Source organism: Mycetocola sp. Y444 (assembly GCF_059445295.1).
Window position 1 is genome coordinate 260128 of sequence record NZ_JCAIUB010000003.1, and the last position, 23284, is coordinate 283411.

25 protein-coding genes are annotated in these 23284 nt (G+C 64.3%); 12 read left to right on the forward strand and 13 right to left on the reverse strand.

Annotation, left to right across the window (positions count from 1 at the left end):
- Window positions 1–96 precede the first annotated feature (96 nt).
- On the reverse strand, window positions 97–864 hold the full coding sequence (locus AC1C2M_RS12700) for an SDR family NAD(P)-dependent oxidoreductase (protein ID WP_495436850.1): 768 nt from the start codon (window positions 862–864) through the stop codon (window positions 97–99).
- Window positions 861–1289 (reverse strand): nitroreductase/quinone reductase family protein, encoded by a 429-nt coding sequence (locus AC1C2M_RS12705; protein ID WP_495436852.1) that lies wholly within the window; start codon window positions 1287–1289, stop codon window positions 861–863. Before AC1C2M_RS12705 ends, AC1C2M_RS12700 begins: the two co-directional genes overlap by 4 nt.
- A gap of 85 nt (window positions 1290–1374) precedes the next feature.
- On the opposite strand from AC1C2M_RS12705, the gene AC1C2M_RS12710 reads away from it, so the two are divergent.
- Complete coding sequence (locus AC1C2M_RS12710; RefSeq protein WP_495436854.1) at window positions 1375–1917, forward strand: TetR/AcrR family transcriptional regulator; 543 nt, start codon at window positions 1375–1377, stop codon at window positions 1915–1917.
- Between the two features lie 17 nt (window positions 1918–1934).
- Here the strand turns inward: AC1C2M_RS12710 and AC1C2M_RS12715 are convergent, their stop codons facing one another.
- Window positions 1935–2234: a hypothetical protein gene (locus tag AC1C2M_RS12715; RefSeq protein ID WP_495433262.1), complete on the reverse strand. Its 300-nt coding sequence runs from the start codon at window positions 2232–2234 to the stop codon at window positions 1935–1937.
- Between the two features lie 222 nt (window positions 2235–2456).
- Window positions 2457–3494, reverse strand: a complete 1038-nt coding sequence (locus AC1C2M_RS12720; protein WP_495436856.1) for an NAD(P)-dependent alcohol dehydrogenase — start codon at window positions 3492–3494, stop codon at window positions 2457–2459.
- Window positions 3495–3588: 94 nt separating this feature from the next.
- On the opposite strand from AC1C2M_RS12720, the gene AC1C2M_RS12725 reads away from it, so the two are divergent.
- Window positions 3589–4194: a TetR/AcrR family transcriptional regulator gene (locus AC1C2M_RS12725; protein WP_495436857.1), complete on the forward strand. Its 606-nt coding sequence runs from the start codon at window positions 3589–3591 to the stop codon at window positions 4192–4194.
- 22 nt (window positions 4195–4216) lie between these two features.
- Here AC1C2M_RS12725 and AC1C2M_RS12730 read toward each other — a convergent pair whose 3' ends face one another.
- The 3 genes from AC1C2M_RS12730 to AC1C2M_RS12740 form a co-directional block, all read right to left on the reverse strand.
- Window positions 4217–5098, reverse strand: a complete 882-nt coding sequence (locus AC1C2M_RS12730) for an HNH endonuclease (RefSeq protein WP_495436859.1) — start codon at window positions 5096–5098, stop codon at window positions 4217–4219.
- Between the two features lie 119 nt (window positions 5099–5217).
- Window positions 5218–7362, reverse strand: a complete 2145-nt coding sequence (locus tag AC1C2M_RS12735; RefSeq protein ID WP_495436860.1) for a nuclease-related domain-containing DEAD/DEAH box helicase — start codon at window positions 7360–7362, stop codon at window positions 5218–5220.
- A gap of 105 nt (window positions 7363–7467) precedes the next feature.
- Window positions 7468–8409 carry a prenyltransferase/squalene oxidase repeat-containing protein gene (locus tag AC1C2M_RS12740; RefSeq protein WP_495436862.1) on the reverse strand — a complete coding sequence of 314 codons (942 nt, stop codon included), beginning with the start codon at window positions 8407–8409 and terminating at the stop codon, window positions 7468–7470.
- Window positions 8410–8521: 112 nt separating this feature from the next.
- Here AC1C2M_RS12740 and AC1C2M_RS12745 point away from each other — a divergent pair, with 112 nt between their 5' ends.
- Window positions 8522–8884, forward strand: a complete 363-nt coding sequence (locus AC1C2M_RS12745; protein ID WP_495436863.1) for a DUF805 domain-containing protein — start codon at window positions 8522–8524, stop codon at window positions 8882–8884.
- A gap of 62 nt (window positions 8885–8946) precedes the next feature.
- Entirely contained in the window at window positions 8947–9564 is a 618-nt protein-coding gene (locus AC1C2M_RS12750; protein ID WP_495436865.1) for a GyrI-like domain-containing protein, read from the forward strand.
- Between the two features lies 1 nt (window position 9565).
- Here the strand turns inward: AC1C2M_RS12750 and AC1C2M_RS12755 are convergent, their stop codons facing one another.
- Both AC1C2M_RS12755 and AC1C2M_RS12760 read right to left on the reverse strand, forming a co-directional pair.
- Entirely contained in the window at window positions 9566–9985 is a 420-nt protein-coding gene (locus tag AC1C2M_RS12755) for a type II toxin-antitoxin system VapC family toxin (protein WP_495436867.1), read from the reverse strand.
- Window positions 9982–10239, reverse strand: coding sequence for a type II toxin-antitoxin system Phd/YefM family antitoxin (locus AC1C2M_RS12760; RefSeq protein ID WP_495437555.1), 258 nt, complete (start codon window positions 10237–10239; stop codon window positions 9982–9984). The genes AC1C2M_RS12755 and AC1C2M_RS12760 overlap by 4 nt, the downstream gene beginning before the upstream one ends.
- A 300-nt stretch (window positions 10240–10539) precedes the next feature.
- Between AC1C2M_RS12760 and murQ the strand changes: the two genes are divergently transcribed.
- On the forward strand, window positions 10540–11448 hold the full coding sequence (gene murQ / locus AC1C2M_RS12765; RefSeq protein ID WP_495436869.1) for an N-acetylmuramic acid 6-phosphate etherase: 909 nt from the start codon (window positions 10540–10542) through the stop codon (window positions 11446–11448).
- A gap of 57 nt (window positions 11449–11505) precedes the next feature.
- On the opposite strand, the gene AC1C2M_RS12770 is transcribed toward murQ, so the two are convergent.
- Both AC1C2M_RS12770 and AC1C2M_RS12775 read right to left on the reverse strand, forming a co-directional pair.
- Complete coding sequence (locus tag AC1C2M_RS12770; protein WP_495436871.1) at window positions 11506–12117, reverse strand: bifunctional 4-hydroxy-2-oxoglutarate aldolase/2-dehydro-3-deoxy-phosphogluconate aldolase; 612 nt, start codon at window positions 12115–12117, stop codon at window positions 11506–11508.
- Between the two features lie 10 nt (window positions 12118–12127).
- On the reverse strand, window positions 12128–13039 hold the full coding sequence (locus tag AC1C2M_RS12775) for a sugar kinase (RefSeq protein ID WP_495436873.1): 912 nt from the start codon (window positions 13037–13039) through the stop codon (window positions 12128–12130).
- A 312-nt stretch (window positions 13040–13351) separates the two neighbouring features.
- Here AC1C2M_RS12775 and AC1C2M_RS12780 point away from each other — a divergent pair, with 312 nt between their 5' ends.
- From AC1C2M_RS12780 to AC1C2M_RS12790, 3 genes are all read left to right on the forward strand, one after another.
- Window positions 13352–13783: a YciI family protein gene (locus AC1C2M_RS12780; protein WP_495436874.1), complete on the forward strand. Its 432-nt coding sequence runs from the start codon at window positions 13352–13354 to the stop codon at window positions 13781–13783.
- Between the two features lie 11 nt (window positions 13784–13794).
- Entirely contained in the window at window positions 13795–15039 is a 1245-nt protein-coding gene (locus AC1C2M_RS12785) for an RNA polymerase sigma factor (protein ID WP_495436876.1), read from the forward strand.
- A gap of 112 nt (window positions 15040–15151) precedes the next feature.
- Entirely contained in the window at window positions 15152–15781 is a 630-nt protein-coding gene (locus tag AC1C2M_RS12790) for a TMEM175 family protein (protein ID WP_495436878.1), read from the forward strand.
- A 117-nt stretch (window positions 15782–15898) separates the two neighbouring features.
- On the opposite strand, the gene AC1C2M_RS12795 is transcribed toward AC1C2M_RS12790, so the two are convergent.
- Together AC1C2M_RS12795 and AC1C2M_RS12800 are read right to left on the reverse strand one after the other, a co-directional pair.
- Window positions 15899–16330: a bleomycin resistance protein gene (locus tag AC1C2M_RS12795; protein ID WP_495436879.1), complete on the reverse strand. Its 432-nt coding sequence runs from the start codon at window positions 16328–16330 to the stop codon at window positions 15899–15901.
- A gap of 69 nt (window positions 16331–16399) precedes the next feature.
- Window positions 16400–17890: an HNH endonuclease signature motif containing protein gene (locus tag AC1C2M_RS12800; RefSeq protein WP_495436881.1), complete on the reverse strand. Its 1491-nt coding sequence runs from the start codon at window positions 17888–17890 to the stop codon at window positions 16400–16402.
- Between the two features lie 142 nt (window positions 17891–18032).
- Between AC1C2M_RS12800 and AC1C2M_RS12805 the strand changes: the two genes are divergently transcribed.
- The 4 genes from AC1C2M_RS12805 (at window position 18033) to AC1C2M_RS12820 (ending at window position 23238) form a co-directional block, all read left to right on the forward strand.
- Window positions 18033–18878, forward strand: coding sequence for a hypothetical protein (locus AC1C2M_RS12805; RefSeq protein ID WP_495436883.1), 846 nt, complete (start codon window positions 18033–18035; stop codon window positions 18876–18878).
- 196 nt (window positions 18879–19074) lie between these two features.
- A complete protein-coding gene (locus AC1C2M_RS12810) occupies window positions 19075–20622 on the forward strand; it encodes a deoxyguanosinetriphosphate triphosphohydrolase family protein (protein ID WP_495436884.1) in 1548 nt (515 codons plus the stop codon).
- A 326-nt stretch (window positions 20623–20948) separates the two neighbouring features.
- Window positions 20949–22064: an alkene reductase gene (locus tag AC1C2M_RS12815; RefSeq protein ID WP_495436886.1), complete on the forward strand. Its 1116-nt coding sequence runs from the start codon at window positions 20949–20951 to the stop codon at window positions 22062–22064.
- Window positions 22065–22422: 358 nt separating this feature from the next.
- Window positions 22423–23238: a DarT ssDNA thymidine ADP-ribosyltransferase family protein gene (locus tag AC1C2M_RS12820; RefSeq protein WP_495436887.1), complete on the forward strand. Its 816-nt coding sequence runs from the start codon at window positions 22423–22425 to the stop codon at window positions 23236–23238.
- Window positions 23239–23284: the final 46 nt, after the last annotated feature.

The window sequence follows — 23284 nt, forward strand, 5'->3', positions numbered from 1 at the left end:
CGATGTCAATTATCTTTGGTCCTGTGAGCGCCGGATGCTCGGCGCCTGGCTCTGCTCGCACGGACCCCGGTGTTCTGGCTGTCTGCCCGCACCGTTCTAGAGAAGGCTGCCGCCGGAAACCTCGATGCGTTCGGCCGTCATCCAGCGCATTTCGCTCGACGCGAGGGCTGTGATGGCATCCGCGATCTCGTCGGGCTGCCCGACGCGGCCGAGCGCGGTGTTGTCGGCCAGGTGGCTACGCAGGTCGTGGTCGTCGCGCATGGCGCCGCCATTGAAGTCGGTGGCGGTTGGCCCGGGGGCGATGCTGTTGACGCGGATGCCGCGGGGCCCGAGTTCCACAGCGAGGCTGCGGGTAATTGCCTCCACCGCCGTCTTCGAGGCGGCGTAGAGCGAGGTTCCCGGGCTGACGTGGCGGGTGAGCGAGGTGGATACGTTGATGATGCGACCGCCGTCGGCGATGTGGGGTGCCAGTGCCTGAATGAGGAAGAACGTGCCACGCAGGTTCGTTCCGATGACGGCGTCGAACTGGTCGACCGTGGCGTCTTCGAGCAGGCCGAACAGCCCGATCCCGGCATTGTTCACCAGCACGTCGATGGCGGAGCGCCCCCACCGCTCCTCTATGTCGCGACGCAACGAGTCCGTGAAGTCGACGAACGAGGCGACATCCGCCAGGTCGAGTCGCGTGGCGATGGCATCTCCGCCTGCGGCGCGGATCTCCTCCACGACGCGGGATGCCTCGGCGGCGTCACCGCGATAGGTGAGCACAACGGCGAAGTCCCGTTGGGCGAGGGCGAGGGCGGTCGCTCGGCCCAGACCCCGATTAGCCCCGGTGACGAGGGCAATTCGAGGGGTGTTCTCGGTCATTCGGCATCTCCTTCAGGGAACTCCACGCTGATGAGCGGACTTCCCTCCATCCATTCGTCGAGGGGCGCGACCGGCTGCGGGATGCCGGCCGGGTTCCATGGCTGATTGAGGTCGGCAATGATCGACGAAAACACGGCCTCCCGCTGAGCGCGGTCGAGCACCGGTGTGCCCACTGCCCGCAGATCGGCCCGCACTCCGTGCTTGAGATGGAAAGTGAACTCCGGGTTCGTCACGATATTCACGTACCAGCTGCGCTTCGCCGGGGTGGTCGAGAGATAGATGCGCCCGTCGACCCGGTAGAACCACACCTCGATGCGCCGAGCCCTGCCGGTGCGCCTGCCGGTGGTGGTGATGTCGATCGTGCGCTCCCGAGCGCGTGACGCAGGGGTGATAGCCAGGGCCCGTTCGATTCTCGCGTCCATCATGCTCCAAAGTAAGTATTCATTTACTTATAAACTAGACGCGGGATGAAGATCCTGTCAAGGACGACACTGAGAGAGCGGAGTGAGCATGGCGCAGCGAGACGCGGAGGCGACCAGAGCACGGATTCTCTCGGCAGCGGTGACGGAGTTTGCGGCGCACGGTTACTCGGGTGGCAGGGTTGACCGTATAGCGAAGGATGCCGAGAGCAATGTGCGCATGATCTATGCCTACTTCGGCAACAAGAGCGGCCTGTTCGATGCGGCGCTGACCGACGCAATCGTGCGAATGGCGGAAGAGGTACCCCCTCAGCCCTCCGATCTGCCGACCTGGGTCGGCGAGCTGTTCGACTTCCATCAGCGTCGGCCCGAGGTGCTGCGCATCTCCCTTTGGGCTCAACTCGAACGACCGGAGGCTGCCTCCGAGCCGCTCGAGACTTATCTGGCCAAAGTGGAATCGGTGCAGCAGCACGCGTCACCAGCCTTCAGCGCCGTCGATCTCCTCGTCATCATCTACGCCGTGGCCCAGGCCTGGCAGCTCGCGCCGATCGGCCTCCTGGCAGCCGACGCGAGGGCCAGCAGCGACACGAGGCGAGCGGCTGCGGTCGAAGCGGTCACCCGCATGCTCGCCTGACCTCAGGCCCAGTACATCTAGTTTCCGCGGATGATCTCCGCGCGTGCGGACGCGTGCTCATCAGCGCTGATGACGTTCCGGGCGTGCAGCTCATCGAGCTTCGCCAGCCGTTGTTCGGTGGACTCGGCCGGGCGCATGGCCTCGCTGTCCAAGGCGCGGTTGACGAGGTCAGCGTGCAGCGTCAACGGGTCGTGACCGGCATCCTTCACCTTGCGTGCATTCTTGACGCTCATCACGACGATGAGGATCGCGGCAATCACGATGATGGCGGCCACAATGCCGAAGATGATCGGGAAGAAATCGAACTGCGGACCCACGGTTGTCCTCTCGTTGACGAGTGTCCAGCTTGGCAATGGCGGCAGGTCGAGTCAACAGCAGGAGCACTGACCGGATGCAAAAGTACCGGTCAGAGGCAAACTCTGACCGGCACTATGACGTTGAATGACCGCGGGGGCGTTCCTGTGAGAGCGCCCCGCAGCATCCGTTTTCGTCAGTGTCGTCGGTAGGCCTGCCCCACAGGCCTGTCGCTGACCGCCGGGTTACGGAACCAGGATGGCCCGGCCGGGAACAATGCCGGCCTCGAGGTCGGTGAAGGCCTGGATGCCGTCTTCGAGCGAGTACTGCTTGGTTTCGACGGAGATCTTGCCGAGCTTGGCGAGTTCAATCACCTGGCGCTGGTCGGAGCGGGTGCCGCCGTAGGAGCGGCGCACGTCGACGCCCCACGGGAGGGTGCTCGTGAAGCCGTCTGCGGCGTAGGTGAAGGAGCCGCCGCCGAGTCCGACGAGGCGGAGTGCGCCGTCGGGGGCGATGATCTTCGTGGCCAGGTCGACCGTCGGCTGAACCCCGACAAAGTCGAAGACGGCGTCTGCTCCGTATCCGCCGGTGAGTGCGAGCACCTTGGCTGCGGTGTCGCCGTCGCTCAGGAAGGTCTCGTCTGCACCGTGTTCGCGGGCAATTTCGAGCTTCTGCTCGCTGGAGTCGATCGCGATGATGCGGGCACCGGTGGTGGCCTTGAGGATCTGCAGGCCCATGTGGCCGAGCCCGCCGACGCCGATGACGGCGACTGTTGAGCCTGGGGTGAGGCGGTGGCGTGCGCCGTTGATGGCGTGCATTGGGGTGACCCCGGCGTCGGCGAGGGGGCCAGCGACGGTCGGGTCGAGGTCACCGAGTGGTTCGAGGTAACGGGCCTTGACCTTGATGTATTCGGCCATTCCGCCGTCTGGGCCGAGGCCTGGGCAGGGTGGGGTGCCGAGGCGGCCTGCGGCGTTGACGCAGACGTTGTCGCGACCTTCGATACAGGGGCGGCAGACGCCACAGGCCCAGACGAGGCAGATCAGTACGGCGTCGCCGTCGGTGAGGCCGGTGACGTTGGCGCCGAGCTTGGCGACATGGCCGGCGGTCTCGTGGCCGAGGGTCATGGGGGGAAGGGGCCACTCGGGTGAGTGGAGGACGTGGACGTCGGAGTGGCAGAGGCCGGCTCCGGCGACCTTGACGAGGACTTCGTCGGCTTCGATTTCGGGAACTGGAACGTCCCGTACTTCGAGTACGCCGGCTGACACGATTTGCAAAGCTCGCATATTGATCTTTCTCTTCTGTACTGGCGGCCGTCTTTGGCCGTCACCCTCACAATAGGGCAGATGCCCCATAGATCGTGGGACATAGAATCGCTGGGTGACCGATGACGCTGTTGACCCACGCCAGCGTCGTACCCGTGCCCGGTTGCATGAGGTCATTCATGAGCTCGCGGCGTCGACACCGCTCGATGACATCACGATGTCTGACATTGCCCGGGCAGCCGGGGTGAAGCGCGACACCGTGTACCGGCACGCGGGTAGTGCTGTTGCCCTGCTGGTGCAGGCACTTGAGGCAGAGGTTGAGGAGCTGGTGCAGCACACCTCGCAGCTTCCGGCGGTGTCCGATACCGGTGAGAGTGTCTTCGCTGGCCCCGAGGTCTCGATGTTTGAGCATGTCGCCTCGCACGCGGATATCTACCGCAATGCCCTGTCGTCGCAGGTGAGCAGCCCGGTTCGGGACATGCTGATCCGGTCGAGTGCGCGGGCGTTGACGGCGCACCTGGAGCGGCATCCGGAGATTGCGCCGCTCGTCGCTGGGCGACCGGCCACAGACGCAGAGAAGCGGATGTTTGTGGCCTTTGCCGCGTCGGGCACCTTCGGTGCGGTGCGGGCCTGGCTGAACGAGGGCGACCTCAGCGACCTGAATGCTGCGGCGGCGGCGACCCTGGCGGCGGCGCCGGAGTGGTGGATGGGGCGGCGGTAGGCGTTTCCTCCACTCGTTCTCGCTAGGCCACAAACTCTTCCCAGCGGGCGGCGAGTCCATCCCGCGACGGGTGGTCCATTCGGCGCTTGGGTAGCACGAGTTGCTTCCCGTGCATTTCCTGGAGCCCGTGTCGAAGCATCGGGCCATCGACCTCGTTCAGAAGATCCCCGTTAATTCGAACTTCGTAGTCAGCCGTTATGCCCATGAAATTCCGGTCGTAAGCGGCGTGATGAATCTTGCAGAGCGCAATCCCATTGGTGATTGCGGCAACGCCCCCGTCTGCACCGTCTTCGATGATGTGTGCAGCATCCAATAGCTCGGCGTGCTTCAGATGACAGACCGCACAAGTACGGGCATACGCGTGCATGACCCGCGCGCGAAAGACCGGCTGGTGCAATCTCTGCTTGACGGTGCGCTGTGCATACCTGCGCTCGTCGCCAGTCATATGGAGGGGGTCACCAAAGAAGCGCATTGACTCATCAAGCGCTACAAGGAACGTCTTCTCTATATCGTTCTTGGCTACGGCGTAAACGGGATAGTACGGGACGAAAACCTTTGGGCGGATGCCGTGAAAGTAGACGAGAGGGACATCGAGTTCGAGGGCCCGGGCAAGTTTGAGATTGTCGCCTCCATCTCGCGCCTGGTACGAGTAATGGAGAAATCCGTCTGGGCTGATTGGGTCCTTATAGGTGCCCTTGACGCCCGTCATTATCGTGAGCGTGGCGTCGAAATCTTTCGGATTCCTGATCCCCCGAGCTGTGTCCAGAAGAGGAATGCGGACGCCTTTGTAATGGTACGACTCGAGTTCTTCTCGGCTAACCTCGGACGTCCCAAACTCCAGCTTTCCATCGAGCCACCGAAAAATGTCTTCCCGGATGGATTGTTGCTCTGCGCTGGAGTACATGGAACCTGTCTAGCAGTCCGTCGAAGCCGTATCTCATGGTGGACCTGAACTGGGGCCAAGGGTTGCTGGATGGCCATCCATTCGGGGCCACGGGCTCCGTTGACGATAGGAGCGGATTCCTAGGTCAACACGCCCACCCAAAGGCCGTCTCGCGCGCGAGTCATGGCGACATAGAGTTCACGCCGATCACGTTCGTCACGTTCGCGGATGATGTCGCTCGTCGAATCGTCTGTGTCTTGCGCTTCCCGGGCGTTGGAGTAGAGCTGTTCAGCCTTGAGCCGGGGGACGAGGACCTGCTTGAACTCAAGACCTTTTGCTCGCTTCACAGTTCCGATCTTGACCGCGTCAACGGGCGTCCCGTCGTACTTCTCGAGGTCGATTGTGGGAATGTTTGCAGCGCGACACGCGCGGGAGATGAGGTCCACGGTCGCTTTGGTCAGTGCCAGGACCCCGATGTCTCCGAACGATGTTCCGACCTCGCTGGCGATCTCGCGGATGTGGCTGACCATCGCCATGTCGTGAGCCTCCACCGTCCTGTGTCGCGAAATAACAGGAGCGTCGCCGTGTCGTGGAACAGCTTTGGTTGAGTCAGCCTGCTGACTCTTCCCCTCAATATCGGTGAATTGATCGCCCGCGATCATTGCGTCAGCGAAGGCGAGGATCTCGGCGGTGTTGCGATAATTCGTATCTACGACAACGCCGCGACCAGCCAGCGAAATACCGAGTTCGGCGAGGGTGTAGCCGCCGGGGTAAATGCTCTGCTGGCCGTCCCCGATCAGAGTGAATCCGTCTGCGCGATCGCCCACGAGTGAGTACAGCATTCCGACCATCGAGCTTGAGAGGTCCTGCGCTTCGTCCACGATGACGGCGGAATAGCCGGGCATGGGATCATCTCGGAGGGATTGCGCCGCCAGCAGTATTTGGTCCGCGAAATCATTGACACCTGCGCTGCGTAATCGGTCTTCATAAGAGCGGTAGAGCGCCCAGACTGCCCGTCGCTGGTCGGCCGTCAAACCGCGACGTCGACCGATTCGAGCGGAGTCCGCATAAGACTCGAATGAGGTCATGCCACGCCCTTTGATGACGTAGTCGATTTCTTCGCGCCAGTATCGATCCTTGGGCTCGATAGCCGCCAGTGCTCCCCGCGCTCCTATTTCTAGCCAAGCGGCACGAAATGCACTGTTTGCTTGCTTCATGTCGGTCTTGATGCGGATCCCGCGCTCGCTCAAGACCCGATGGGCGAACTGATGGACCCCCATGAACTCAACGTTTTCGAGGACCTCGGGCGCCATCCTCCCCATGAGGCTGGAGAGAACGGACGGAAGGGTGCGTACATATGTAGTTACGAGTACTTTGCCCGGGCGTGAGCGCGCGAGGTAGGCGGCGCGGTGCAAGCCGATAACTGTTTTCCCGGTTCCGGCGGCTCCCCGAATCCTTGACGGTCCGTTGAAGTTGCGGCGAATGAGTTTGGTTTGATCGGGGTGCAGGAAGGTCATCCAGTCCTCTACGGGCGATGCTAGAAGGCCTTCGAGGAGAGCGGAGTTCACTTCATCGGTTGAGAGTAGTTCGCTCTCGTCAATTTCTACTGCGGGAGCTTCTATCACCGGCTCCGGCAACGCAACGTTGATGGGTTGCGGGGCTCCGATGACCGGGAAATGGGCAAGGGCCGCGCGGAGTACGGTGTCGACCTGGAAGGATGTCAGCCGATTGCCTCGGGACGCGATGTGACGTAAGACATCGGCTTCACCGACAATGTCGACCGTGCCGACCGTTGCTTTGATGTCCCTGCGACCAGCCAGAACCACGATCGGTCGAACTTCGCCCGGGGCGAGACCTACGGCCCCCAACGCCCCTTCCGCCCCGTACGCCAGGTCCGCGAGATTATCGAACTCATCGGTGACGTCGTCCTGATCGCGGAATACGCGCCCGGCTGCGATTACAACGTCTTTCCACCATTTTGTGTCGACGATGAATACCCCACCCGGGCCCACCATGACCAGATCGACCTGAGCCGTGCGGCTACCCGGCCACTGACGGTCGGGTAGAAAGTGATATCCAGCGGCCGACAAAGGGGCAAGAACCCTCGCGACCTTCTTCTCGGACAACGATGCGGCGCGATATCGGCCCGCGGCTTCACGGGCATCCTTCGCCGCTCGTTCGTGCTGGACTGCCAACGCGAGTTGCCGGAGGGATTCGTGCCCCGCGGACGAGCCAGCCGACATCCGCACTCCCCCCTCGATGGTACGTATCGGCCATTCTGGCATTCGAAATGTGTTCGAACCGTCGCAGGCCGCAAGCTGCACCCGAAGTGGGGTCGAGTTTGTGTGTCTCTCGACAGTCGGGTATGAAGTCGACAAGGAGCGAGGGTCTTAGAGCGCACCAATCCCCGCCCACTCGAGTACGCGCAACGCACGCAGCGTCACCCACCGGCTGGGCTCGCCCCCCGATTCCAGCTCGAAGTGCACTTTGCCCGGATGCGGGTTCTCGAATGACCAGCGCCCGTCGGCACCGCGCTTGCTCTCGACCAGGTCGAGTGCCTCGTCCAGTCTCGGGTCCGGTGTTCCGCCGGTGCTCCGGAAGTAGTCGAGACCCCTCAGCACGTCATAGAACCAGCGGGTCGGGAATGAAAAGCGGGTGAAATCGAGGTCGGCGACCTCTCCCGTCGATAGGCGCCGGAGCATCCGTCGTTCGAGGAGGTACTCCTCCCCTCGTCGACGTGCCGCAGACACTTCGGTGGATGCGCCCCGCGACCGCTCGTGCTGCAACAAGCCCTCGAGCACACAGATCGTGGTGTGAAACGACGACCGGGTGGAGCCGCGCTCGGCGTCACAGTTCCAACCGCCGTCGTCGAGCTGTTCGTCGAGGAGCCGATCTACGAGAGGCTGCACGTATTCACCGAAGTAGTCACCAATCGCGATCACCAGGCCGTTGACGCACGGCTCGACCTCGCCGTCGAAGTATTTCTCGCCGTCGTGCTCCCACCTGCTGTTCTCCCGCACCAGCCCGATCGCACTGCGGGCCTCGGCGCTCGCCGGATCGAGGCCCAACTCACGGAGCAGAACGAGGGTGTGGTGGGTGGCGGTCCAGGGCTGACCTGGGGCGTCCGGATCGGTCGGTTCGGCCGGGTCGTAGGTGCCGCCATCCCATTGCCCGTCCGGAGACTGCAACGCGAGCAGCCGCGCACCCCACCCCTCGGTCGCGACGCGAGACCGCTCGGCTGCCACCGCCTCGGCCGACTCATTGAGAAGATCGCGCATCATCTGCCAGCGGATCGCGGGATCGGAATCGAGAAGCCAGTCCGTGACAGTCATGATCGGAAGCCTAAAACGCTCGGGGACCCGGTAAAAGGGTTGAGCGGGAACCCCCTTCCCCTAGCCGTAGCCGCTTCCTAGGATGAGGTCATTTCTCACACAGGGAGTGCTAATGACGTTTGGCACAGCAGTCCAAATCTGCTTTCGCAAATATGCCGACTTCACCGGCTTCGCGACCAGGTCCGAGTTCTGGTGGTGGATCCTTTTTCACGTCCTCGTGACCGCCGCCTTGAGTGTGTTCAACACGGTGCCGTTCGGCGAGAACTCGACCCTCGGAACGACCCTCGCCACCCTCTGGGCCATCGCCGTGTTGCTGCCGACCCTGGCTGTGTCGGTCCGTCGCCTGCGGGACGCCGGACACGGCTGGGTTGCACTGCTCTGGACGCTGGTTCCCGTTGTCGGCACCGTGATCGTCCTCGTGCTCTGTGCACAGCCTGGGAAGGTGACCGCGAGTGCCGCCGGTCCACGGCGGTAGCCCGCGACCTGTCGATTGAGGGTTGGGCCCGGAAGTGGGTTGTCTGGCGAACGGAGTGATGAGTGGAGAAATACGACGTGAAGGTGGCGCTCAAGGCGCTCTACTCCCCCTCGTCGAAAGACTTCTCGGTGGTTGATGTGCCACCGATGCAGTACCTCGTGATCGACGGACACGGCAACCCCAATACGTCACCCGACTATGCAGCCGCTATCGAAGCGCTTTACCCGGTGGCCTACGCGTTGAAATTCGCGAGCAAGAAAGAGCTCGGCCGTGACCTCGTGGTCGCTCCCCTCGAGGGGTTGTGGCGTGCCGTCGATCCGTCGGTGTTCACCCGCCGCAAGAAAGACGAGTGGGACTGGACCATGATGATCAGCCAGCCCGACTGGATTACCGCAGCGATGACGGATGCCGCGATCGCGTCGGTGGCAGCGAAGAAGGGCCTCGAGGCGGTGAAGCGGCTGCGCCTTCTTGAGCTCGATGAGGGGACTTCGGTACAGATCCTCCACATCGGATCGTATGACGATGAAGCGCCCACGCTCGCGAAGCTGCACGACGAGTTCATGCCCGCTCACGGCTTCACTTTCAACGGTGATCACCACGAGATCTACCTTGGTGACCCCCGTCGGGTGGCGCCGGAGAAGCTAAAGACGGTGTTGCGGCAGCCGGTGCGGCCGGAGTGAGTCACGCTCCGGAGCCTCGTCTCGGCTCCTCGTCGGAAAGCACGTTCACCGCTAAACCATGCGAAACCCCGGTGAGCCGGGCGTCGTTGGTCCAGAGCTCGTCACAGCCGGAGATTTGGGCCACGGCGAGGTGAAGTGCATCGGGCGTTCTGAGGTTGTGGCTAGCTCGCAATTCAGCAGCGCGAACGAACTCATGCTCGGTCAACGGGAGGAGACGGAATTGCTCAAGAAATGCGACGTACCGATCGCGGAGTTCAAGATCGTCGTTTCGGAGCGGTCCGACGAGGCATTCGAGAGTCACCAAGGGACTGACGGCGAACACCGAGTCGGAGTGGTCGGCGATTCGTCTCCGAACCGCCTGCCCGCGCAACGATGTATCCTCCATCGCGTAAATGAGAATGCACGTGTCGAGGTAGATCATTCCCAACCCTGGCGTTCGGCCGTGATCTGTTGGTCGAGTTCAGACGTGCTCCGGCGCAGCCGGTCGGGGAGGTGCTGTTCGCGCAACCACACCGTTATCGATCCCCCGGTGTGGATGTCGGCTCCGTTCTCGATCGCAGTAAGTCGTGCCACTGGCTTCCCACGCTTGGCGATGACTACGTCCTCGCCGCGTTCCGCAGCAGACACGAGCCGAGACAGGTTATTGCGGGCATCGAGGATGTTGACCGTCTCCATCGTGATCACCCCACCTTCCGTGTTCTGGCTAGGTTATATAGCCAGATTACCAGAGGGCGTCGGGCGCGGGAAGAATTCAACGGGAGCCAGACCGACGCGCCATCACCCGCAGTCCCGCCAATCGCCGCGCGTGGTCTGCTTCTTCTTCGACACCGGCATCCCCTCGTTGGCGAGCCCTCTCTTCCACGAGGGTGTACTTTGTGACCTACCCAGACCAACGATGCTCGCAGGCCGCTTTCGTAGCCGCGCCGCGGCATCCGTGCACCAAGGAGTTCCGATGCGTGAAGGCGCCGCCCGAAAATGAGCGAATCTACGGAGCAGCTGGCGTTACTGGCCACCGAGACGGTCGACTCCCGGTACAGCGACATCGACCGGATGTCCGTGGCCGAATTGGCCGCGACGATGAACGCCGCAGACGCCGAGGTGCCCGCCGCCGTTGCCCGCGCACTCCCCCAGATCGCACCCGCTATCGAAGCGGCAAGCGAGCGGATGTCGCGTGGCGGCCGCCTGCTCTACGTCGGCGCCGGAACGCCCGGACGCATCGGCATCCTCGACGCCTCTGAATGCCCACCCACATTTGGCACCCCGCCCTCGCTCGTGGTCGGAATCATTGCCGGTGGCCCGTCCGCGATTGTTCACCCCGCTGAGGGTGCTGAGGACGACGAGATCGCCGGAGCCGCAGCGATGGACGAGGCCGGTATCATCGCGAATGACACCGTCATCGGCATCGCGTCGAGCGGCCGGACTCCCTACGTCATCGCTGCCGTTCGTCGCGCTGGCGAGCGTGGCGCACTCACCGTGGGGCTGTCCTGCAACGTCGACACCCCGCTCAGTGCCGTTGCGGAGCACGCGATCGAGGTTGCTGTCGGTCCTGAGGTGCTCGCGGGATCCACCCGGCTCAAGGCGGGCACCGCACAAAAACTGGTTCTCAACATGTTTTCGACCATCGTGATGGTGCAGCAGGGCAAGACCTACGGCAACCTTATGGTCGACCTCAACCCGAGCAACCACAAGCTGCGGGAACGGGCAACCGGCATGGTCGCGGCGATCGCCGGGGTGGACCGGCCTGTCGCGGCGGCGACCCTCGAATCCGTTGACTTCAACGTCAAGATCGCTGCGGTGATGCTGCGGCTGGGAGTCGATCACCCCGCTGCCGAGCAGCGGTTGTCCGACGCGGGCGGTCGGCTCCGCACCGCGCTGGGCGAGTAGCCGCGAGCTGCCGGAAACCACCCCGTCAGCCAGCCAGCGCGTCAGCCCGTCAGCGCATCAGCCGCGGACGATCGCGCCGAGCTGGTCCAGCTGCGTCGGGTCGTCGAGAGCCGAGCCAACGGCAACGATGCTCGCCCCCGCATCGAGGAATTGCTGGGCGTTGGTCGCGTCCATGCCGCCAGTCGCGACGAACTTCACTTCGGGAAACGGCCCCTTCATCGCCGAAAACCAGCCGTATCCGAGTTCCGATGCCGGAAACGCCTTCACCCAGGTCAGTCCCGCAGCGACAGCGGCCTGCACCTCCGTCGGGGTCGCGACCCCGGGAAGTGTCGGCATTCCTGCCGCGATGGATGCCGTCACCACGTTGATATCGAAACCGGGGCTGACCGTGAACGCCGCCCCGGCATCCGCTGCCTGCTGAACATGCACGGTCGACAGAACGGTGCCGGCTCCCACAACCTTGCCGCGCTCGGCGCCCGCAGCGACCACAGCTCGCAGGGCATCGAGATCCGTCTGGGATTGGATGGGCACTTCGACGCAGTCGATGCCGAGGTCCCAGGCCCTGGTTGCAAGGGAGACACTGCGTTCGACCCCGAATCCGCGGAGGATGGCCATCAGGCGCTGCCCCTCGAAGAGTTGGGTGAGCGATCCGATCGAGTTTTCTGTCATGCCTGTCCTTTCAGGAGGGGGAGCGTTCGGCGGAGGCGGCGAGCGGAACATCGAGGGTGGACTGGAGGACGAGCACTGCGCGTTCGTGCCCGGCGCGGAGACGGTCGGAGGAGGATGCACCGGTGAGAAGCGCGCCGAGGTAGCCCGCAGCGAAGGCATCGCCAGCGCCGACGGCCTCGACGACCACGCTCGGGATCGCCTCGACAAAGACCGACCCGTCCCGGTCGTACTCCGTAGCGCCGACATCACCATCCTTCACGACCAGCGTCGGTGTCGAAATCAGTGACCGCACGTCGTCGGGAGTGGTCGCACCCCACAGGGTGTGGGCTTCGTCGAGACCGACAAAGACAAGGTCGGCTCGGCGTGCGATATCGAGCAGCAGGGGTGCGGCGGCGGCAACATCCCACAGGCCCGCACGAAAGTTGACGTCGAAGCTGACCTGGCCGTCGGCATCCCTCATCCGTTCCAGAACCGTGTCGACGAGGGCCGCGCAACTGTCCGAGAGTGCGGGGGTGATGCCCGAGAGGTGCACGATGGCCGCGTCTTCCAGGAGGACGCTGGCCACGGTGTCGGGCCCCATCCGCGATGCCGCGGATCCGCGACGAAAGTAGAGGACGCCGTTGCCCGGGTCTTTGAAGTAGACGCCGGTCGGAGCTGAGTCGTCGACGGTCACCCAGCGCGTGTCGACGTTGTGCTCACCGATTTGACGTGCCGCGCGGCGCCCCAGAGCATCGTTGCCGAACTGGCCGACCCATGCCGCGTGATGTCCGAGCGCTGCGAGATGCGACGCGACGTTTGACTCAGCACCGCCGACGTCGAGGTGGAAGACGGGTGCGGTTTCGAGCGACTCCGACTCGACAGGTGTCACGAGCACCATGGTTTCGCCGAGGGTGATCACGGTGGGCTGCGCGACGCTGTGCATGCCCCAACTATGTTCGATGCGGGCGGATGCTGCAAATGACGTGGAGGGCCGAAGCTCCGTTGGGCGTGTGGGGGCGGCGGCCATGACGGGGTTGTGTGCCCCGGTCGGCGGGGCCTTTTGCACGCACGCCGCACGCGGGATGATCGGATGGCGCGGGGATTCGAAATGGCGACCGGCGGCATCCGTTGCTCTTCGACGGCATCCGGCTTTCTTCGCCGGGTCAATTTTCCTGACCGTGTCGATCCGCTCGTAACTCATTCGACGTCTTGAGTAGAAGGCGCAACCGGCGCCGACAAGCGAAGGGAGAATCTGATGAAGTACATGCTGATCATGCGGTCGACCGACGAGGCGAAGAAGGCTTATCAGTCACGGCCGTTTGAGGAGATCCTCGCGGCGATGGGCGCATACAACGAGTCACTCATCAAGGCCGGGGTTCTGCTTGGCGGCGATGGGCTCGCCGACGACATGACCGATAACTTCGTGGTCGACTTCTCGACCGACACCCCGGTCGTCACCGACGGTCCCTACGGCGAAACCCATGAACTCTTCAACGGGTTCTGGATCATCCAGGTGGCTTCGAAGGAGGAGGCCGCCGAGTGGGCGAGTCGGGTTCCGCTCGGCCCGGGATCGAAGATCGAGGTTCGTCGGGTTACCGAGATGAGCGACTTCGCCGAGTACGCAGATACTCCCGTCATGAAGCAGGAAGCGTTGTGGCGGGCTGAACATGGCGAGCAGCTGGCCTGAGCGGGTGTGACATGACAGACGTGAAGCGCACCCTCGATGCACTCTGGCGCATCGAGGGTGCGAAGATCGTCGCAACGCTGGCCAGGGTCACGGGCGACCTCGGTCTGGCCGAGGATCTCGCGCAGGAGGCGATCGTTGACGCGCTCGCCTCGTGGCCCGAATCCGGTGGACCGCGGAACGGGGCGGCGTGGCTGACCGCCGTCGCGAAACGGAAAGCCATCGACGGCTGGCGTCGGCGTGAACGTCTGGATGAGCGCTACCGAGCGATGGCCCACGCCCTCGAGGAGTTCTCCGATGGTGAGGGAATGGCAGCGGATGCCTGGGAGCCGATCGATGACGACGTCTTGCGTCTGGTTTTCACCGCGTGCCATCCCGTACTCAGCCGTGAGGGGCAGATTGCGTTGACGCTGCGCATCGTGGGTGGTCTTACCACCGAGGAGATTGCGCGAATGTTCCTCGTGCCGGTCGCGACGATCCAGCAGAGGATCGTTCGGGCGAAGAAAACGCTCACGGCGGCGAACGTGCCGTTCGAGGTGCCCGATCCGAGTGAGTGGCGGGAACGACTGTCTGCGGTGCTCGGTGTTCTCTATCTGATCTTCACCGAGGGGTATGCGGCGACCTCGGGAGACCGGTGGCTGCGAGCAGACCTGGCGAACGAGGCGTTGCGGCTCGGACGAATCCTGGCCGGCCTGGTGCCGAAGGAGCCCGAAGTGCATGGGCTCGTTGCGTTGATGGAGTTCCAGGCGTCGCGGTTTGCGGCCCGGGTTGATCGGGAAGGAGCGCCAATCCTCCTGGCGGAACAGGATCGACGCCGGTGGGATCGAGCCCAGATCGCCCGTGGCAGCGCCGCGCTGGACCGTGCCGATGCGGCCGGTCGTGGGCGTGGACCCTATGCCCTTCAGGCCGCGATCGCCGAGTGCCATGCGACGGCAGCCAGCGTCGCTGACACGAACTGGGAGCGGATCGTGCTGCTCTACGAAGCTCTGGGCCGGATCGCACCCAATCCGGTCGTCGAGCTGAACCGGGCTGCGGCCGTCTCGATGGCGACCGGTCCGGCATCCGCTTTGATCATCGTTGATCAGCTTGCCGATGAGGGCGCGCTCCGTGGCTCATATCTGCTGCCGAGTGTGCGGGGCGAGTTGCTGGCTCAGCTGGGTCGGGTGCAGGAGGCGCGGTCGGAGTTCGCGACGGCGGCGGCGTTGACGACGAATTCGCGGCAGCGTGATGTGTTGCTGGCGAAGGCGGCGGCGCTGTGAGGGGGAATCCCCGGACGCAGAGGGTCAGCGCCGAGCGCCGCGGCTTGGGCGTCGCGGTTCCGATGTCGCAGACCCGTGGCGGGGCCATTCCCGCGTGGCTACCCTTGGTGCCATGCCGACAGGTGCCATGCCGACGTCGCGCGGGCTGGATCGACTCGTCTTCTTCACCGATGCGGTCGTGGCCATTGCGATTACGTTGCTGATCCTGCCGCTGGTGGATGCGGCATCCGAACCAGGAAATGCGGACAGGACCGCAGCCTGGTTTTTTGTCGAGGAAGGGCCGCAGATCGTTGCGTTTCTCATCAGTTTTGCGGTGATCGCGCGATTGTGGGTCGCGCACCACGCCCTGTTCGGGCACCTCGCTTCGTGCAACGGGCGGGTGATTCTGCTGAGTCTGCTGTGGGCTTTCACCATCGTTGTGCTGCCCCTGCCAACCGCGATGTCAGCCGAATTCGAGCGGGAGTGGCTGACGATCGGGTTCTATATCGGCACGATGTTCGTGAGCAGCCTCATTCTGACTGTGCTCGCGCTGACGATTCGTGCCGACGGTCGACTTGAGGCGCCGGACAACCCGATCGACGGAAAAACCGTCAGGGGTAGTGCGGTGATCACCGTGCTCTTTGCGGCGGCACTCCTGGCTGGGGTGCTGGTGCCGGGAGTGAACTATGGGGCGCTGTTGCTGCTCCTTCTTGCGTGGCCGATCGAGCGTGTTCTGGACCGTCGGAGGGTGTGGCGCGCGTAGCGTCTTCGCGCTGGGGTCAGTGGTGTGGGCCAGCGTTGCGCGTGATCAGCGTTGCGCGTGATTAGGGTGGCGGGCGATTAGCGTTGCGGGGCGATGAGGGTGGCGGGCTGATGGGCGTTACGGGAGCCGGCTCGTGAAGCGGAGCAGGTAGCCGTCCGGATCCTGCACGAGAAACTGCCTGACGCCGATTTCTCCGCCAGCTGTGCGGTACCACCGGCTTTCCGGAGCGAGGAAGAGTGGCCACTGTGCGCTGGCGCAGCGTTCCACGATGCCGTCGAGTGAGGGGACAGCGATCTCAAAGTTCACGCCACGACCCAGTGGATGCTCGAGGATTTCGGTGATCCAGTCGCGTCCGATGCCGATCTGGTCGAGCATGACGTGTGCCGACCCGAGCTGGAGGTACGCGAACCCCTCCTCCGGGCGGTCGTACCGAATCTCGAACCCGCACAGGTCGACCCAGAACGCGAGGCTGGTCACCAGATCCGTGATCAGGAGTTCGGGGACGAGGCTGGGTTGCGGTTCGTGCGGTTCGTGCGGTTCGTTGGGCATGCTCCCCAGTATGGGCGTGCTGGCTTGCGGCCTCCGCTCACATGCTGCGCTCATCAGAACGGAGGCTCATCAGAACGGAGGTACGTCACCCGCGGGTGGCGGCGGTGCGGGTGACGGCTGCGCTGGGGCACCGGCGGCGGTCGCTTCCGGATTCTGAGGGGCACCTGGTGGTGTCGGTGGTGGAGCCGGTGTCGCTTCTCCAGCGGGTGGCGGCTCACCGGGCGGAAACAGCACCGCAGGTTCGGTGACATAGGTGCGGTTGCCGGGCGAGATCCACTCAAGAACTCCCGAGCCGCTCTGCGACACCTTCCACACCGTCTGATGCTTCAACCGGTGGTGCTTTCGGCAGAGATGGGAAAGGTTGTCGCACACCGTGGGGCCGCCGAACTCTGCAGCTTTCGTGTGGTCAATATCGCAGTGCTTCGCGGCCCGATTGCACCCGGGAAAACGGCAGGTTCCGTCTCGATAGCGGAGGAACCGCTTCATCGCACCGCTCGGCCGATACGTCGTGCTGTCGAGACTGAGTGGAGTGCCCGTTGTGGGGTCGGTGAGCAGCCGGTACCAGGTGTTCGACTGGCCAGCGAGAGCGCGAGCGGTCTCCGCGTCGATGGGGCCATAGCCCTCGAGGTCTCCCGGCTCGTCGCTGACGCCGAGCAGTGTGAGCGCCGGTACAGTCACCGTCACGCTCGGTCGGATCCGCCGAAACGCGGCATCCGAATCGGCACTCGGGCTGTCGAGGTCTCGAACGTCGTCCCCGGGCGCGCCAGAAGTGCCGAGCTCACCAGCCAGGGCCGCAGAGAGGGCATCAGCACAGACATCGGCACTGAGCTGCGCCAGTGTGCGCGGATCGTTCGGGTTCTGCAACGCAAGCGCATGGTCGCGGACCGCGGTGAAAATCGACGTCGCCTCTGGCGCCGTCGTATAGAGGTTGAGCCACGCCATTCCGTCTTCGGCGGGGATGAACTCGACCCGCCGATCCTGTGCCGAACGCGCGACCCGCTCCGCAATCGAGTCGGGGTCAAGCCGTGCCCGCAGCACTTTCGCCTTCGCCCTCAGCTTCGAAACGGTGACGGTCGCGGCGAACGGCAGTGCATCGTTCTCCAGGAGCAGGGCTGCCTCCTCGGACAGCGTCGCCGCCTGATCGGCGATCACCTCGGCGTGCCGGTAGGAGATGTCGCCGGCTCGAAGCGCACTCATCGTCGCCGGCAGACGATGCATCAGCGCCTCGCTGGTCGTGAGCATTCCGTCGATGGTGACTTCTGGCATCCGTAGTGCACACGACAGTTCGGCGACCAGACTGCGTCGAACCATTTCGTAGCGCTGGATGGCTGACAGGGTCGAGTCCACGGTGATCAGGCCACGCTCTGTCACCTCGGCCAGTCGTCGCGCATCGTCGATGATCTCGACCTGCCATGCTCGCTGACGCGCAGCGGTGCGTTCGATCGACGCGACCTCATCGACCATCGAACTGCAGGCATCCGCCAACGATGCGGCATACGGACGCTCGGCGAATCCGCCGTCGTCATACGCCTCATCGGGTGGATCCTGCAGGTCTTCCATGAGTAAATTCTCCGAGCAACCACTGACATCGGAGGGTCGAAAACCCCCTAAAAGGGCTGATTGTGGATAGTTTCTTGAAAAGAATTTGTGTGGAGGAATGGCGGATGCCTGGCGCACGTTGGCGAAGGATTACGTTGGTGGAATGACACACCCACGCCTCGCGGCCTTCGCGGTAGTACTAGCGGGCGCCTGCATCACTACACCGCTTCTGACCGGATGCACGTCGACGAAGGAGCAGTTCGCGCAGTACCGGAGCCTTGCTGACCAGGTGGAAGAGCTCGCGTTCGTGAGCGATGTGCAATTGACGACCAGCGAATCGCTGCCTTTTGTGGTGAACGGCGAGATGAGGATCGAGCTTGAGCCCGAGACCGACCGCGAAGCGATCGACGAGTTGCGCGATCTGACCTGCTCGGTCGAGACGGGCGCGACGTACATCGTTCTGGTCCCCCGGCTTGCCAGTGGTGCAACGTTGACAGTTGATCACGTCACCCAGTGCTGGTCAGAGCGCCTCGAGTACGTCGAGGCGCTGCCCGCCCTCACGCTGCGCGAGGCGGAGCTCTCTCACATCAACTGGCAGGAACGCAGCAATGAGGAGACCGGCGATTGGCTCGAGATCAGCGTGCACCTGACCGAGGAGGCCGCGGCTGCGGGCGTCGGTCCATCCGCGGTGATCGCCAGCGAGATACTCACCGCACTCGATACGGATGCCGACAGGTTGGTGGGGATCGAGATCGGGGAGATCTCGATCCCGGCTACCACCCTCGCTGAAGCCACGGGTGTGGTCGCTGCCGTCGTGGACGTCGCGTCGCTTTATCCGCTCGCAAAAGTCAGCGAGGAGGCGGGCGGAATCACCATTGAGCTCTCAACGGATGATCTCGGCGTGGTTGACGAGGTGAGCGCATATCTCACGGGAAACCATCCGGAGCAGGGGATTAGCGTCGTCGCAGCCTCCAGCGAAACAGAGAACGGTGGCGGTTCCAAGCAGTAGGCCCCAAATAATGGTGACGTTCTCGCGCCTTGCAGGGTAAGCGGCATCCGTACCTCGTAGTACGCAGTCTTCGCGAGACGGGCATGAGGGAAGCGGAAATATAACGGATGCCGCAACGGCCCACCTTTACACCCAACCCGAGCGCAGGACCAACCGGCCTACCGGCCCAGCGCCGCGCGGCTAGGCTGGCGACACCATGCTGAGCTACCCAAAGTCCCACACCGGAGGCGGCCGCGACCGCACGATCGCCGAGCCGCACACCGACATCGAGGATGAATTCCGCGTCGACGTCGAACGCATCAGGTTCTCTCCGTACTTCTCACGGCTTTCGGCAGTGACCCAGGTGATTCCTCAGGCCGGTTCGGGCACCGTCGTCCACAACCGGCTCACCCACTCGCTCAAGGTGTCGGCCGTTGCGCGATCGATCGCCGTGGGATTCCGGGAAGTTCCCGACCACGTCCGCGACACCATCGAGGATCTCGGAGGTTGTGACCCGGTCGTCGTCCAGGCCGCCGCCGCAGCGCATGACCTCGGGCACCCGCCATTTGGGCACCTCGGTGAACAGGTCCTCGACCGCATTGCCCGCAAGAAACTCGGCCTGCCCGACGGATTCGAGGGCAACGCCCAAACCTTCCGCATCCTTACTGCTCTCGACAGCTGCGACGCCACCCCCCGCGGCCTCAACCTCACCAAAGCAGTGCGCGCGGCCGTGCTGAAGTATCCGTGGACACGCAACGAATGGCGCAGCATCCGCCCCCGCCCCGCCGAAGACCTTCCCCGCGGCGTCGGCTCGGACATGGCCAACGGCGCCCTCAAGTTCTCCGCCTACTCGGTCGACGCCCGCGAAATGGCCGAGGTTCTCGACGTCTTCCCCGCCATTGCCCAGCACCAGCAGACCCTCGAATGCTCGGTCATGGATGTCGCAGACGACATCGCGTACTCGGTGCACGACCTCGACGACTTCTATCGCGCCGGAGTGCTGCAGTACACCTCAGTGTCGGCCGAACTCAGCGGCTGGCTTGCCTCCCAGTCGGCACTTGCGGCGCTGGATGCCTCGGAGCTTGCGGTTCGGCGCATCCCCGGTCACTCGCTCGAAGCTGCGTGGCGACAGGTGCAGGCGAAGGATGCCTGGATCGCCGATGCGGATGCCTTCCGCAACGCGGTTGATCGCGTCACGAGCGATCTCGTCGAGGGGCTCCTCACCATTCCATACGATGGCGGACTCGAGGCCGATCGCGCGGTTTCCGCCTTCACCCGACGCTGGATCGACAGGCTCAAGAGTTCGATTCGGGTTGAGCGTGAGCCGAACATCCGCAGTGGACACGTGCGATTGAGCCGTCAGGCCTGGCACGACGTCGTCGTGCTCAAGTTCGTCCACACCCGGTTTGTGCTCGATCGGCCCGACCTCGCCGTGTTCCAGCGCGGCCAGTCCCGCGTGATCGAGGCCCTCGTCGACGGCTTCCACGGCTGGCTCAACGATCCGGCCGACGCCGCCAGGGCCCCGCGCAGGCTGCTCGACTCGGTCGAAGCGGCAACCGAGGAGTACCGCCAGTTGCGGGATGCCTCACCCGAGTTCTTCACCTCGGCAGGCGTACTGACGGGAGTGGCGGAAGTCGCCAGACTCGGCCAGGCGCGTGCGGTCATCGACTACGTCGCGTCGCTCACCGACGCCCAGGCGATCTCGGTGGCGACGCTCATCAGTGGCACCTCCGACAACCTGTGGGAGTCCGGCCGCGGGCTGTAGCGCGCAGTGCGCCTCCGGGCCGGATGCCATGCGCTCGGTGGCCGCAAATGCACGGTTTCGGCGGTTGAACGGTGCATTTGCGTCAGTTGAACGGGTGCTGTGCGCCCGGCCCGCCGCTTCCGCCGCCGCCGGGGCTTCAGTGGTCGCAAATGCACGGTTTCGGCCGTCGAGGGGTGCATTTGCGTCGGTTGAACGGATGCCGCGTGCCCGGCCGTCATCCAGCATCGACACGCCCGACTCCCCCGCCGCAGGAATAGGCGCCGCCGGGACCCCGTTGGCCCTAGAAGGCCTCGCACCGGCGGGCCACAACGAAAGGCTCTCACTCTATGGACTTGTTCTCGCCCGTTTCGCTCGGAGATCTCCACCTCGCCAACCGCATTGTGATGGCACCACTGACCCGGGTTCGATCCGGCGAAGACGGTGTCCCTGGTGACCTGGTCGTCGAACACTACGCGCAGAGAGCCACCCTCGGCCTCATCATCTCCGAGGGCGTTTATACGAGCGAAGAGTCACGCGCATTCTGGGGCCAGCCGGGCATCGTCACCGACGCCCAGGTCGCCGCCTGGCGCACGGTGACCGACGCTGTCCACGCCGAGGGCGGACGCATGGTCATGCAGCTCATGCACGGTGGACGCGTCAGCCACACCGCGATCACCCGCACCGATCGCATCGTCGCCCCGAGCGCCATCGCGATCAACGGCGAGGTGCGCACCCCTCAGGGCAAAGCCCCGTTCCCTGTCCCCCACGCGTTGACCGCCGACGAGCTCACCACCGTCCGCGACGAGTTTGTCGCCGCCGCAGTTCGCGCGATCGAGGCCGGCTTCGACGGTGTCGAGGTGCACTCCGCCAACGGATACCTCCTCCACGAGTTCCTCTCCCCCGCCTCCAACCAGCGCGACGACGCATTCGGCGGATCCCCCGAGAACCGCGCCGCCTTCGTTCTCGAAGTGACCACAGCGGTAGCGGATGCCGTCGGCGCAGGCCGCGTAGGCATCCGTATCTCTCCGTCGCACAACATCCAGGACGCACTCGAGACCGACCAGGCAGACGTTGCCGCGACCTACGGCGCGCTCATGGACGGCCTCAAGCCACTCGGGCTCGCGTACCTCAGCGTGCTGCACAACGAACCGACGGGCGAGCTCGTGCAGGGCCTTCGCACCCGTTTCGGCGGCAAGCTCATCGCAAACAGCGGCTTCGGCACGGTGACGACACGCGATGAGGCGATTGCGCTCATCGATTCGTCACACGCGGATGCCGTCGCCATCGGCCGCATGGCCATCGCGAACCCGGACCTCGTCGCCCGCTGGCAGGGAGAGCACCCGGAGAACCAGCCCAACCCGGGCACGTTCTACGGCGAGGGTGCTCTCGGGTACACCGACTACCCGCGCCTCGGTGACGCTCAGGGCGAAGACGCACAGGAATCGGCACTCGCCGGCGCCTAAGTCCCGCCAGGGGGCCGAGGGTGCAGCCCGCCAACCAGCCAAACCGGCAGTGCGCCGAGCCTGAGCGCTGGCTGAGTGGCAGCTGAGCTGCGCCGCTCCCTCCTCGCCGAGAACACCCGTTCCGGTCGAAAACATCCGTTGTACCGGGTGATCTCGACCGGAACGGGTGTTTTCGCGTGGCAGCGGTATCCGTCCGCCGCCTGATCGCGCGACCCGACCCGCGGCCGATCCCGCCCCACCCACCCCCGAGTTCAGCGTCGGGTTCGATTGCCCAGCTAAACCCCGTAACGTAGAGAGGTGGCACCGAGTCCCCCGCTCTGGCGCTCTGCGCAGGCCACGTTTTCCTGAAAGGTTTGCCTTGAGCAACGAATGTAAGCACGGCTTCGAAAACGGAGCATGTGCCACCTGCTTCCCCAAAGCCCCACCAGCACCCAAGGTCGTCGCCCCTCCGAAGCGCGCACCACGACCACGCACCACCAGCCTGCGTACCGCCCCAACGGCCGGCTCCAAGGCCGCAGCGGTCTCCGCGATCGACATCGAAGAGCTGCGCATCTATCACGTGACGCACATCTCCAACCTCGAGAAGATGCTGGCCGCCGGCGTTCTGCTCGCCGACTCAGTCTCGGCAGACCCCCGCGTCGACATCTCGTCGGCCGAGAACCGCGAGAAGCGCCGCGCAACCCTGGTTTCGCGGGGCGGCACCGCGACCGTCGCCGATTACGTCCCGTTCTTCCTGAGCCCGAACGCCAGCCTGTGGGAAAGCCTCCGATCGGATGCCGCCGACCCGCGCCTGTCGAGCGAAGCCCGCGGTTCCGCCGTCAACGACTTCGTCGTCCTCGTGAGCTCGATCAAGAAGGTCCGCGACGTTAGCGAACCCGGATACTCCAACATCGTCGTCACTGACGGCGACGCCGCCGGCGCCGTCACCCGCCTGGAATCGACCAAGGACAGCGCCGAACGGATGCTGCGCAAGCTGCGGACAGAGGAAGAGTCCGGAGCGATCCTCGAGGCAGAAGTCCTCGTCGAAACCAGTGTTCCGTTCGATGCCATTTCCGTCATCGGTGTCGCCACGGTGTCCGTGCGCGAAGCCGTCAAGGGCATGCTCGAGTCCACCGACTATAAGGCCAAGGTCGCTGCGCACCCGCCGTGGTTCGAGTCGGCAGGCGCCCTCTAGGCCTCCAGGCAGCTAAGCCTCGCGACCCGCAAAGCTCGCGACCCGC